Below are 12,452 nucleotides of genomic sequence, written 5' to 3'. Positions count from 1 at the left end.
TCGGCCCATTCAGGAGGTGAATCCGAAACTGGCCAAAGAGATGAAACGACTACGCGGCCAGCGTGGACCGCAAAAGGCCCCAACGAGTATTCCTATCTCGTTACGGGTCAAGCCGCACGTGTTGGCGTATTTAAGACAAACAAAAGGTCCTCACGGCAAGATACTGCCTGTTCGAACAACAAATGATTTTGAATTACTCACGGTTGTTACCCAAGACTTTTTCAGTAACTCATAGTTTCGGTAATCAGCTCTGCGGGATGGCCGCCCTTTCCCCTTCTCCCTCACATTCTAAAATAAGCGCGCCAACGATTAACTGGCTTGCGACCCGATAGCTTTGAGCCAATGCCGTTTTCAATAATTGACCGTCGTACTCAGCCCATTCCTCATATGTATGTGCTGTATGACGTATCTCGATCTCTTGCTTGGCAAGGACTTGGTTATTAAGATCCGTCAAGACTGGCTCAAGTTTCAAAAGAAGATTATAGCTTTCCCTCTGCATTGAAGCTTCTTGAATAAACCCGATTTCGACAACATTTACTTTCAGATGGTTTTCAATGGGAGCCTCTTCCTTTTCAAATGACCACCGCTCATTTCTTTTGGGGCCGTGTTTACATAAGTTCTTGCTAGAATTCTCAGGGGCAATGGCTAAGATATTCGCTCTCATCAACTGGAAGATATTTTCATTGACAAACAATTGATACTGCGACTCTTCAGGCATGTCCTCAACGAACGGTGCTGACAATCCTCCGATCATTCCTCCTAAGACAGGCGCACCAGACATTGCTCCTCCACAAAGAAGCACAGTAAGCAGAAGTGCTTCTGGGGTATTCGCGCCGCCACTCCGCAATATTGTTGCACAGATACCAACACCTACTTTCAGACCGCTCTTGGCGCCCTCGACCATTCCAACGACAATGTTATTACCGATTTTTCGTCCTATGCTGCGATCTTCAACTTTCTTCACAACATCAGGGCTCACAAAGTGCACCTTTGGAACTGCATCACCCTTTATTACATCCATGTTCCCATACCCAGAAGCATACGGTTTTTGAATATCGGAATCGAAGTGGACAGACTCAATAGTGGTCGTACATCCACCAAGCCAAGCCGCTAAGGAAAAATATAAGAGCAAAACTCGCCAACGAGGTTGTTCTACTTTTGAGGCTAGAACCATAATTACAAATTCGATAAATATGACGTACAGTTCTACTTATCGACACTTTATTCAGTATACACGAGTTCTCTAGGCGCCTTGAGCCAGTTCTTCACATCGTTGTGAGATAGGTCGCGATCAAGAGAATCACGAGCGCCAGGGTGAGGATGAGGCGTTGGACCAGAAGGGCTTTGGTCATGTGACCGGGATGGGAAGCATCGGGACGGGACGACCGGTGGGATGGTGCATAGGGGTCGAGGACCAGGTCATGGATCAGGACCAACCCGAACGCGATGGCGAAGAGAAAGAGTTTCAACATCAACACCACGCCCCAGGCCGTTTCGATCCTGGCCGATCCTCCTTCGCTCAACATATTAAAGGCTCCGGTAATGATAAGCGCGATGAGACTTACCCATGAAATCGTCCGGAATCGCTGATCGGTCTTCTTCAGAATATCCTGGGCTTCACCGGTATTTTTACTTTGAGCGGAGAGCACGGGTCTCAGCACAAGCTGCACATACAGCAGACCGCCAATGAATGTGATGGCCGCGACGAGATGAATCCAAATGACAAGGTATAAGGGCATCGAGGAAAATCTACTCTCTGATTGGGGGTCCTTGGTTGCGGAGCGGGTAGAACTATACTGGAGACTTTTCCAGGCAGTCAAAGATTTCAGGAAAGGAAATTCGGTCTGGTTGCGTCGAGAGGATTGTGGCGAGACCGGCATGCCGCATGAGAGATCTCGCCGACTGGCAAGCTGCTTTATCGTATTTCCTGTGATTCGTACGGCGGGGTTGCCTTCCGAACCGTCACCGTTCGGAAGACTTGTGACATGTCGAGCGGCCATCCTTGCGACAAAACGCCACAGTTCATGCCTTCTCGCTCACGCAGGCTAAAATTCACGTTCAAAAGCCTGCGTTCTCTTCAGATTGATTCGATCAAAACGCCTCAACTCTCCAGAATCAATACATTTTTTTGGCGCCATTGGATTTCATTTCGACCGTTCCGTTCAACACCACGCCATTTTCCATCGACAATTGCGGCGTATTGAGGGACCCTTCCATCACGGCCGTAGACAGCAACTGCACTTTGTCTTTCGCCACGATATCCCCCTTGATTTCTCCACGGCTGATCACGGAACCTGCGCTGATTTTAGCCGTGATCACGGCCTGCTCTCCGACTAACAGGGTGCCTTCGGTATGCAGCTCTCCATCGAGTTTTCCATCGATTTGCACGCTTCCCTGGTAGCTGATCACCCCCTTGAATTCGACACCCGGGCCGATGAAGGCCACGACATCGCCTTTGACCCCGGCAGGCGTCGATCCATTTCGATAGCCTCCCCCTCCGCCATTCGTGGTTGTAGCGGATTGACCGTTGACGGTTTCTCGTTCATCTAATTCAATGGCCATGTGACTCTCTCCTTCCCTTATCCCGGCTATCGGGATTCTGTTGGTGATTAGTCTGGTCGACGATCTCGTTCTCTCTTCTCTTGATCGTTCTCCAACTGTTGTCGGTGGTTCGTGACACTTTCTTGAATCTGCCCCGGTCAGAACTCATTGTGTGCCGTTATTGTCCATTCATCAGACGCTTCATTTACATGTTTGTGACGGGAAGGCTCGGGACTTCCGTCGGCCACCAGTGTGGATGCTTGATGGCTCCCCATTGAAACATCTCATTCCAGACATTCCCCGGAATCCGCCCGCCATTGATCCAGATATTCCAATCGGTCTCGAGCACGGCCCCTTCTTCCATGGACAGATACGGCGTCTTGACCGAGCCTTTCAGAACAGCGGTGGACTTGAGGTGGATATTTTTCTTCGCATTCACATTGCCGGTAATGTGTCCTTGCGTGATCACCGAATCGGCTTGAATGTCCGCCTCGACAGCGCCTTCTTCCCCGACAATCACCTCTCCATTGGCATGAATTTCACCTTCGAGTCTGCCATCGATACGCATCTTGCCGTCTCCGACGATGACCCCCTTGCATTCGCCACCGGGACCGATAAACGCCGCGGGATTCTCCTCCTGCCAGGCAGTGGGCGCAGGTGCTGCCGATGGCGCAGCTTTCGGATGCTTCACGAGTTTGGCGATCCGGCGGATCGGAAACATCGGCCCTTTCAACCTGGACGGTTTTCCATGCAATATGGCAATCTGCGGCATGATGATCCTTTCAAGGCCAGACGGGTCTGTCACTCGCGACGTCACGCGGTCAATTCGCCGGCGAGGGATGACAGGCACCAGAATTTCAGTTACCTTTTCGGCAGTTTTTGAAGAATCCTGACCGTTTTCCGACCAATCATGACAAAATGGCGGTACTGTCTCACAACTACCAGGAAGCACCATTGAGACGATCGTTCGTCATCCCGGTCATGTCAGCATGGCCTCCTCCCGTCAGGAAAAAGTTGCGGGCCTTTCCGGACTTCATGTAGTCTTCAGGCTCGCGCAAGCGCATCGTTGTTTTGGAAAGCGAGGAACCGAAAACATGGCTGAATCGGTCCACGATTGTTCCCTGGAATCGCTGCTGGCTGAGCTCCACGACCATCCAGTCAATACTCATCGCTTCTTTATTGAATTCCGGGAGCGATGGCTAACACCGCAACAACTCTACGTCTTCACCACGCAGTACCACTATTTTTGCCGTCACTTTGTGAAGCTCCTCGAAGGCCTGCTCTTTCAGACTCCGGTCGAAGAACTGGAAATGCGCGTGGAGCTGACAAAAACCCTGTACTCCGAACTCGGCAGCGGCACCGTGACCCAGGCTCATATTTGTCATCTTGAACGGTTCGCCGCGGCTGCGGGCATCGACATAGACGAACTCCGTCTGACGCGGCCCATCCCGGAAAATCGCCATTATCTGGACATCTTGCGGCACCTGTTCCTCGAAGCGGGGTATTTACAAGCGCTTGGCGCGGAACTGGCCGTCGAAACGACCGCGGTGTCCGAGTTCCGGTTTTTCCTGCCGGGACTGAAAAAGTATCCGCGATTCACGGAGCAGGATTTAACGTTTTTTTCCATGCACCTCGAAGAAGAAATCGCGCACAGCGATTGGCTCATCACAGCCGTGCAGAAGACAGCCCAAACGCCGGAAAAGCTAGCACTCGTGGTTTCCGGAGCTCGAACCGCCGCCGATGGGTGGGACGCTTTCTGGACAGGCATGCGCCGCGCGGTTTTTCAATCTGAACATATGAAGGACTCGTGACGTGCCAGATTCTCTCAGTTCAAACCCGACGACACAGACCGACGACGCACTCACGCTTGAGGGCGAAATCCTTACGCAGCGCGCCTGGCGCATGCCGGATCTCATCATCTACCAGCATGGGCCTGAAGAATGGTGGGTGAGCCCCCTGGATGAGGACCTGCCGTTGATCAAACTCAACCGCATGGGCGCTTCACTGCTGGGGGCCATGGATGGCCGATCGACCCTGGCCACCCTGCTGAGTCGTTTTGGGAAATGGGTCTGTGGTCCCAACCAGGAGACAGGCCAGTGGTTTTTGGAACGTTGGGCTCTGCCGCGATACTCTCTGTGTTTTTACGGAACAGAAGCCCCCAGCGGACACAACACCGAAGCCAAATGGGACCTGTTATTACAAAAGGTTCGAGAGAAATGGCATGGGAATGTCTCGGAGGAAACGGAAGATCATCTCTCGAAGTTTCATATGCAAGGAATCCAGACTCAACATGGTCATTTCGAAATCATCGAGACGACCGTGTCACATCTGTTCCGTGAGCCTTGCGAAGCGTTACATGGCCTGACCTATGGCCGGTTGCTGGGAACGACCCTTCGACAGATGGGATGGTTTTCTCCACGCCCCACGTGCATCGTTGAAGTCGGCGCCGGCTTGGGGTACGTTTCAAAAGAGCTGGCCGGAGAGCTGAGTGCGGAAGAACGTGCCGGCATGTCTTATACATTCTTAGACCTCACGAAACCTTTTTTGGGATCACAGACCCGTTTAGCGCAATCTGCCGGATGGCAAGCCTCGGCCATACAGGCCAACGCCGAACAGCTTCCATTCAGGGACGGCAGTGTTGACCTCATCATCGACAATGAAAACCTCGCCGACATGACTCCGGTTCAACTCACCGCGAAAGAATTGGAAACTCATGAAGGCACGACCCCGCAACATCAAGCGGCGTTGGACCTGATTCGCCGATTGCATCTGCCTTTGGATACCCCGTTCCCGGACGAGATTATTTTCAATTTCGGCGCGCTCTCATTCCTCATGGAAGCCTGGCGGGTCCTGAAGCCGGGGGGCCATGCCATCATGATCGAGTTTGGGATCGAGACCGGCTATCCCGAACCCGTGAAGCTACCGGGACATACCGAGTATGAAGTTCAATATTCACACATGCGGCATGCCGCTCGGGGCCTTGGCTTCCGTGAACAATACTGTGCGCTGCCGCAGCTTCTGAATATTTCCGGGAACACGCAAGTTCTGTGTACCGGAGCGGCCTACGCAATTCGTCGTATTTGCGCGAGCCTCGACAAACCCTTCTCCGTCCGCGCCTACACGCACGCCGAATTGAAGGACAGTCTTGGGGAAACCCTCCCTAAATTAACGGGCCTGCACTATCATAGCGTGTTGGACCCGGCCTGGTTCGGACTTTGGGACTTCAAGGTATTGATGCTCGAAAAGCCGGGCGCGAAATTCCACAGGCCAAACTACCAGGAATCCAAAGGATTCCGGTGGTACAGTCAGCGATAATCGGCCATCCGGCCTGTATGGATTTCACCAGTCCACGGATACGATTCGCGCGGACACTCCAACAGCAAACGCGTTCGATAGGCTTACCGCCTCAACCGCTCCGCGCATTCCACGATGATCCCTTCGCGCAACCCGTAATCGCTGACTAAACAACGCTCGAATCCGAACGTCCCCATCACCGTTCGAAGGATCACGGTTCCTGCCACGATGACGCCTTCTCGCCCCGGCTCCAACCCCGGTAGTTGAGCTCGTTCTTCGGCTTTTCGTGCGCAGAGTTCTTTCTGGAGTTGGCAAACAGTCTCCAAAGACAGCCAATAGTTATGAATACGAGCCGATTCATAATGCGATAACCGTTGCGCCATAGCGGCTAAGGTCGTGATGGTTCCAGCGGTACCGACAAGCGTAGCCTTCGTGGCATCGACGGCGATCGATCGGATTGATTCCAGCTCCTGACGAATTATGCGCTCGGCAGAGGCAAGCTCTTGGGGTTCCGGTGGATCTGCATGCAGGCATCGCTCGGATAGCCGGACCACGCCAATATTCAACGAGGCGACCTGCAATCGTTCATCGTTGAACGCTCGAATAAACTCCGTGCTCCCTCCACCGATATCAAGACCAAGCAGAGAGTCAACCTGAGGCAGAAGGCCATGTTTCATTCCCGATAACGTGCGGCGCGCCTCTTCCGTTCCGCTGAGCACTTCGACCTCAAAACCTGTTTCCCGCTTGACTCTATCCAGGAATTCCCGTTGATTCTTGGCGTCTCGAACCGCACTGGTCGCCACAACGACCGTAGCCTCGGCTCGACGCATCGAAATTCTTCCCCGCCACTGCGACAACGCCTCGACGACCCTTGTCATCGCCGGAAGGCCAAGCGACCCCGTTTCATCAAGACCTTCCCCTAACCGCAACAAACGACGGTCGGCTTCGAGCTCCCGAAAACTCCCATCTGCCTGAACTTCAGCAATCAACAACCGACAGGTTAAGGTCCCAATATCTATACCAGCCACAATCATGTTTATCGTTCCTTCCAGTTTATAATTCACTGCAACCTCTTACTTTTCCTGAGACAAAAAGGTGTGATAGGATTGCATGTCCACTACGGGAATCTCGTTTCTATCATTTTTTACTTCGGCAAAGGAGCGTAAGGTCATATGTCTGAAATTTCCTGCTTAAAATGCGAAAAGTCCGCGGAAATGATCACCGATAATCTGTTCTTGGGCAAGTTGGAAGACGAGATCAAGAACAACGTGTGCCAAGAGTGCTGGGACGAGTGGAACCGCCCAGGCGGGGTCAAAACCATGGTGATCAATGAATATCGCCTCAACCTCGGAGACGAAAATGCGCGCGCAACACTCAAAAATCAAATGCGCGCCTTTTTTAAACTACCGGACGCGAATGCAGAGTTTAAAGACTACCGCACCTAACCGCAAACCCGCTTCCACTCTTGTGGCGACCTCGTGACTTACCAGGAAAGTTTTCGACGGCATCAAGGATCAGCACGGCTCATACACCATGCGGTGTTTCTCTCCGTTACACTCCAAGCCCGATCCGCTTGATTCTACTCAGACAAACAATCCAATAAGCCCCGCTCGATTATCTGATACTTGAACATGTAAATCAGGCAGGTTAGGATGAATGCATGAACACGCGACTAGGCAAAGGGATTTTTCTGATCGCCACACCGTCTTTACGTGACCCGAACTTTCGGCAAACCGTTATCTTGTTGTGCGAGCACGGCCAAGAAGGGGCATTGGGTGTCGTCATTAACCGTCCCACCGAAATCAACATCACCGAGGTCTTACCCCAAATTCCAATCATTGAGGGCCAGCGGCATCGCGTTTTTACCGGTGGCCCCGTTCAAAAGAACAGTCTATTGATCCTCTACCGGGTTCCCAATGAACCTTCGGACACTCACCATGTGGTCGATGGCGTGTATCTTGGAGGGAATATTCAGACACTCGAGCGAATTTTAGAACAGCCTTCCCAGGATGAAGCCTTCCGAGCATTCATGGGGTATTCCGGTTGGGCTCCTGGTCAACTGGAAAATGAGATGCAAACTGGATCATGGCTTACACTGCCCGCCGATCCCTCATGGGTATTCGAGAAAGATCCCACCGTGCTCTGGGGTGAAATCATTCAATCGTTAGACGAAAGTTATAAAATCTACATGGACATGCCCGTCGACCCATCATTGAACTAATCCTGGGGAAACAAGCCTGCGAGGTTGTCTGTTCGGAAGAAGTTTCTGGAGATTTACTCAGATCAACTGCTGCGGGAAAAACCGGATAGTGGATCGTAGGTCAGATATGAATGTTCGAGGGTCTCAATTCTTTGAACGATTTCATGCTTGACGATCATACAAATAGAACGTCCCTTTTATCATGTTCATCGATGCGTTATTTTTTCTCCACTGAATCCGACAGCAACTTTTCGAACAGATCGAACGCGTTGCGGAGCAACTGGACGCCATGGATTCCTTCACCCTGCCCGATAGCGGCTTCGTCAGGCCAGAAATACACGACCATGCTATCCTCTCCGGACAATAATTCCGGATACGTCAGCACCTTGCCATCCAATGTCCCTTCGCGAACGGCGTCAATAATATCCATGAAGGTATGTTGATGGTATCGTTCCGAGAAGAACGTACCGGACGGCTTCGGGGACTGAAAATCCCATCCTTCATAAAATGGCCGGACTTCAAGGGTCAACCCGGTACTGGCCTCGAACTGGTACAAAGATAACTGCTCGTCGCGAAAGCTCGAGAAACGGCAACGATGCAGCACTTGCCCCCAGGTTGGAGTCGGAATCGCTGTGATAAAAAAATAGTCTGGTAAAATGGATGTTGTCATGTTTTTCTTGTCATTCTCCTCAAGTCATCACATCCAGTCACTCTCAGATGACTGACCGACACACCATCATCATGCTTATCTATAAGGATACAACCTGTATCCGATCCAATACGACGTCTCCCCCCTTGAGGTCAGCGTACTAATGAGAGAGCATTTCACTGAAGATATACTCTATCAGCCATGAGTCAGACATTTTCAAGCCGGAACGCTATCGTATGACGGTCATACAAGCAAAAATTAAGCCACCTATAGCCAGGCCCTGTGTCCATTACTCTCGGCATGAGACTAACTTATCGAGACGACAGTACCTCATGAATGGTATGGCTCAAGTCGTGTAACAACAATGGTTTCCATAGAAAAGCCCGAATCCCCAATTTTCGAGACTTTTCTGGAGTCATACCCGGACTATAGCCTGTACAGAGAATAATCGGGATGTCGGGGCGCAAGCGAAGTAATTCTTGTGATAACACTTCTCCCGTCATATTGGGCATCGTCTGATCGGTAATCACAAGGTCAAATGCCTCCGGCTCCTCGCGAAACACTTCCAGCGCCCTCTCGCTTTGCGTTTCTACGACCACCGTGTACCCCAGCTGCTTGAGTATTTCTTTCCCAAGATGAGCAATCGCTTCCTCATCTTCCACGAATAATATACGTTCACCTGTTCCAATCTTAAGCGGTCGATCATGGTGTCGGTCCTGAAATGAGGCAACATCTAATTCAGGTAAGAGTATCGTAAACGTCGTTCCGCAGCCAGGCGTACTTTCTACCTTAATTTCTCCCTGGTGATTCGAGACGATCCCGTGCACGACAGAGAGACCAAGGCCGACTCCATCACCAGACTCTTTGGTCGTGAAAAACGGATCAAAGACCCGGTCGAGGATTTCAGGAGCAATGCCTGGTCCGGTATCCCGAATCGTCAATTTGATGTACGAGCGGCGTAGGGAGGTTACGCCATCATTCATATGACAACTTTCTTCCTCCGTCAACACGCAACGATCGAGACAGACCTCAAGCTCACCTCCTTTTGGCTCCATCGCCTGCGCGGAGTTGGTGCAGAGATTCATCAACACCTGATGGATTTGAACGGGGTCGGCGATGATCGGGTTGACCGTCTGTTTCAATGTGGTCTTGATTTCAATCGTCGTCGGTAATGTCGCTCGCAAGAACCGAACGCCATCTTCAATGACTTGAGGGAGATGTACCGGCTTCAACTCTTGATCAGATTGACGACTAAAAGCCAGGATTTGCTTCGTTAAGCCTTTAGCCCGAATCCCAGCCTCATGAACCTCCTCAAGATATCGATGAACAGGGCTGGTGCTTGGAAGAAACGAACGGGATAATTCATTGAAGCCCAGGATGGCCGTGAGAATATTATTAAAGTCATGCGCGATTCCTCCGGCCAAGGTTCCAATGGCTTCCATTTTCTGCGCCTGACGCAGTTTGGCTTCGCTATGTTTTAACGCCTGCTCCGTGGCATGGCGTTCACAGGCTATACTCGCCAGGTGAGCCGCCGTGCTCATCAGCTGTTGATCGTATGTCGTTGGCATGCACGGAGAAGGGTGTGAAATACAGAATGAACCCAAGACTTTTTCATCTTTTCCCCAAAATGGCGTAGACCAGCAGGCACGAATCCCATGTCTCATGGGAAAATCTCCGAATTTTTCAAAGCGTGGGTCCTGACTCACATCGGAAACGATGACCTGTTGTCCATGAAACACCGCAGCCCCGCAGGATCCGTTGAATTCGCCGACCGTTAATCCATCAAGCCCCCGGGCAAATTCTTGAGGCACAGTCGGTGCCGCGGCTAAACGAAACGTCTGACCATCGTCTTCGAGAAGAAGAACCGTGCAATAGGTCCCCGGCCGCTGCTGCTCTATTAGAAGACAGAGCGCGTCAAGAACACGCTTCAACGATTCGCCACCAGCCAGGAGCTGCAAGATGGTATTCTGAGTTTGGAGGAGATGTTCCGTTCGTTTTCGGTCGGTAATATCCGTAGCGATCCCACAGATCGCCATCGTTTGTTGATGGAAACTCGGAATGGGAAACTTAACGGACAAATAGGTATGTGCTGTTCCATCTTGGAGTCGTATCTCTTCCTCAAATTCCACCGGAGTTCGTTTCTGGTAGACCAGGCGATCATTCGCGAGAAGAGCATCGGCTGTATCGAATGGAAATACTTCATGCATAGTCTTTCCGAGCACGTCAGATCTGGACAGCGCAAATTGGGTTTCCCATTGCCGGTTGACAAACAAATACCGTCCATCCGGATCTTTCACGAACACCAAGGCCGGCGAATGGTCCAGAATAGCTTGAAACCGTTCTTCACTGCCCTGCATGGCGATCTGGGCTTCCTTCTGTTGAGTGATATCGAGCAAAAACCCTTGAAGAGACTGTGGCTGGCCATCCTCATCATGCACCACGCTGATTAAATGACGGACCCAGAACGTCGCGTCATCAGCCCGCAGCAAGCGATATTCCAGTTCGAATTCCCGCCGCTGCTCCATGACCGTTCGACATTCCGCCATCACCCTGTCTCGATCTGCCGGATGAATACACCGTTCCCATGCCTGATCTTCTTCCCAATAGCTTGCAGGACGGTCGAGAAGGCGCCAAACCTGCGGGCCAATGTACGTCAGCCTCCATGTCGAGCACTCAATCTCCCAGGGAATCACATTGGTGGATTCCACCAGTCGTTGTAAGCGAGGGGGATGGTGGGCCAAGGACTCTTCCAGACGAAAACGTTCAATGCTCATGCCAGCCAGCTGGGCGTACACTTCTATCAGATCATGAGGTATTTCTTGCGGTGTCCTCATCTCTTTGAAATACATCGTCAACGTCCCCAACACTTCGGCTTTGCTGGAAAAGATAGGAATGGACCAACAGGCACGAAACCCGAACCGTAACGCCAGGTCTTTGTGTCGCGTCCAACGCCCATCGTGTTCAATATCGGATACGAGAATCGTTCGCCGTTCAAACGCGGAAGCCCCGCATACCCCGCCCTCCGGACCGATCACGGCACCATCGATCTCACGCAGAAACGGTTCAGGCAATCGTGAAGCGGCGACATGACGCAAAACGGTCCCTTTCTGCAAAAAGAATGAAACGGTCATTTCGGGGAACTGCTCTTCGATCTTCTGGCAAAAAATGGTCAACGCGCGGGACAGCGATGTGGCCGAAGCCAGGTGTTCCAAGAGGACTTTTTGTGAGGCAATCGAGGGGAATGCCTGTCGACGTGCGGAAAGGTCAGGAGGTTGCTCGAGAGAAGATAAGGTGGGGACGGGTAATTCCGCCCTCGTGAGCGATGGGGTTGAAGACTGTCTCTTCATGGACCAACCATTTCACTGGCTTATGAAACGCTACCGACACCAAGAACCGGAAGACAATCGTGAAAAAATACGTTACAAGTGCGAATGAATCAGCCAATGAATGGAGCAAGAACGAAGCGAACAGATACCTCCTTGGAAAAATCGTTATACAGCGGTTGAGGAAGGAATTTATGAAAAAAGAATGATTGGAAAAATGCAGCCCCTCCACAACCCACTATCCCTCAGAACGGGCAATTTCGGCTCAACACTCGACGAATATCAATCTGTTCCATACGTCACGCATAGTTGAACTAGGCTGACACCTTTTCAATAGAATGTCAAGCAATGTAGCAATTTTCCCCACGAAGGATCTCCCGCTTCTTGAGAGCGAAGAACCATCCCTTATTTCCCAAACGCACTGTATCATCCGCTCTTTTTTCTT

Annotated in this window: 11 protein-coding genes; 4 read left to right on the top strand and 7 right to left on the bottom strand. The window is 51.4% G+C overall.

Annotation, left to right across the window (positions count from 1 at the left end):
- Positions 1 to 244: 244 nt before the first annotated feature.
- The 4 genes from MRJ96_09675 to MRJ96_09660 all read right to left on the bottom strand — a co-directional run bounded on the left by MRJ96_09675 (position 245) and on the right by MRJ96_09660 (position 3,496).
- Positions 245 to 1,021: a hypothetical protein gene (locus tag MRJ96_09675; protein MDR4501704.1), complete on the bottom strand. Its 777-nt coding sequence runs from the start codon at positions 1,019 to 1,021 to the stop codon at positions 245 to 247.
- 244 nt (positions 1,022 to 1,265) lie between these two features.
- Positions 1,266 to 2,000, bottom strand: a complete 735-nt coding sequence (locus MRJ96_09670; protein MDR4501703.1) for a CopD family protein — start codon at positions 1,998 to 2,000, stop codon at positions 1,266 to 1,268.
- A 115-nt stretch (positions 2,001 to 2,115) separates the two neighbouring features.
- Complete coding sequence (locus MRJ96_09665; protein MDR4501702.1) at positions 2,116 to 2,562, bottom strand: polymer-forming cytoskeletal protein; 447 nt, start codon at positions 2,560 to 2,562, stop codon at positions 2,116 to 2,118.
- Between the two features lie 184 nt (positions 2,563 to 2,746).
- Positions 2,747 to 3,496: a polymer-forming cytoskeletal protein gene (locus tag MRJ96_09660; protein ID MDR4501701.1), complete on the bottom strand. Its 750-nt coding sequence runs from the start codon at positions 3,494 to 3,496 to the stop codon at positions 2,747 to 2,749.
- 139 nt (positions 3,497 to 3,635) lie between these two features.
- Between MRJ96_09660 and MRJ96_09655 the strand changes: the two genes are divergently transcribed.
- Together MRJ96_09655 and MRJ96_09650 are read left to right on the top strand one after the other, a co-directional pair.
- A complete protein-coding gene (locus MRJ96_09655) occupies positions 3,636 to 4,352 on the top strand; it encodes an iron-containing redox enzyme family protein (protein MDR4501700.1) in 717 nt (238 codons plus the stop codon).
- A 1-nt stretch (position 4,353) separates the two neighbouring features.
- Entirely contained in the window at positions 4,354 to 5,856 is a 1,503-nt protein-coding gene (locus MRJ96_09650) for a class I SAM-dependent methyltransferase (protein ID MDR4501699.1), read from the top strand.
- Positions 5,857 to 5,939: 83 nt separating this feature from the next.
- On the opposite strand, the gene MRJ96_09645 is transcribed toward MRJ96_09650, so the two are convergent.
- The gene (locus MRJ96_09645) at positions 5,940 to 6,869 is read right to left on the bottom strand and encodes a Ppx/GppA family phosphatase (protein ID MDR4501698.1); all 930 of its coding nucleotides are present in this window, start codon (positions 6,867 to 6,869) and stop codon (positions 5,940 to 5,942) included.
- Positions 6,870 to 7,007: 138 nt separating this feature from the next.
- On the opposite strand from MRJ96_09645, the gene MRJ96_09640 reads away from it, so the two are divergent.
- Positions 7,008 to 7,280 (top strand): Fe(2+)-trafficking protein, encoded by a 273-nt coding sequence (locus MRJ96_09640; GenBank protein MDR4501697.1) that lies wholly within the window; start codon positions 7,008 to 7,010, stop codon positions 7,278 to 7,280.
- Positions 7,281 to 7,495: 215 nt separating this feature from the next.
- Complete coding sequence (locus MRJ96_09635; protein MDR4501696.1) at positions 7,496 to 8,056, top strand: YqgE/AlgH family protein; 561 nt, start codon at positions 7,496 to 7,498, stop codon at positions 8,054 to 8,056.
- Positions 8,057 to 8,252: 196 nt separating this feature from the next.
- Here MRJ96_09635 and MRJ96_09630 read toward each other — a convergent pair whose 3' ends face one another.
- Positions 8,253 to 8,705: a hypothetical protein gene (locus MRJ96_09630; GenBank protein MDR4501695.1), complete on the bottom strand. Its 453-nt coding sequence runs from the start codon at positions 8,703 to 8,705 to the stop codon at positions 8,253 to 8,255.
- Between the two features lie 290 nt (positions 8,706 to 8,995).
- Complete coding sequence (locus MRJ96_09625) at positions 8,996 to 12,031, bottom strand: PAS domain-containing protein (protein MDR4501694.1); 3,036 nt, start codon at positions 12,029 to 12,031, stop codon at positions 8,996 to 8,998.
- Positions 12,032 to 12,452 lie beyond the last annotated feature (421 nt).

The organism is Nitrospirales bacterium, from assembly GCA_031315865.1.
Taxonomy (GTDB): Bacteria; Nitrospirota; Nitrospiria; order Nitrospirales; family UBA8639; genus JAGQKC01.
This window is presented reverse-complemented; position numbering and strand designations above follow the sequence as displayed.

Bases quoted from the DNA above. Each gene is read 5' to 3' on its own strand.
- MRJ96_09675 (MDR4501704.1), bottom strand. From the start codon at position 1,021: ATGGATGTAATAAAGGGTGATGCAGTTCCAAAGGTGCACTTTGTGAGC.
- MRJ96_09670 (MDR4501703.1), bottom strand. From the start codon at position 2,000: ATGGCCGCTCGACATGTCACAAGTCTTCCGAACGGTGACGGTTCGGAA.
- MRJ96_09665 (MDR4501702.1), bottom strand. From the start codon at position 2,562: ATGGCCATTGAATTAGATGAACGAGAAACCGTCAACGGTCAATCCGCT.
- MRJ96_09660 (MDR4501701.1), bottom strand. From the start codon at position 3,496: ATGGTGCTTCCTGGTAGTTGTGAGACAGTACCGCCATTTTGTCATGAT.
- MRJ96_09655 (MDR4501700.1), top strand. From the start codon at position 3,636: ATGGCTGAATCGGTCCACGATTGTTCCCTGGAATCGCTGCTGGCTGAG.
- MRJ96_09645 (MDR4501698.1), bottom strand. From the start codon at position 6,869: ATGATTGTGGCTGGTATAGATATTGGGACCTTAACCTGTCGGTTGTTG.
- MRJ96_09640 (MDR4501697.1), top strand. From the start codon at position 7,008: ATGTCTGAAATTTCCTGCTTAAAATGCGAAAAGTCCGCGGAAATGATC.
- MRJ96_09635 (MDR4501696.1), top strand. From the start codon at position 7,496: ATGAACACGCGACTAGGCAAAGGGATTTTTCTGATCGCCACACCGTCT.
- MRJ96_09630 (MDR4501695.1), bottom strand. From the start codon at position 8,705: ATGACAACATCCATTTTACCAGACTATTTTTTTATCACAGCGATTCCG.
- MRJ96_09625 (MDR4501694.1), bottom strand. From the start codon at position 12,031: ATGAAGAGACAGTCTTCAACCCCATCGCTCACGAGGGCGGAATTACCC.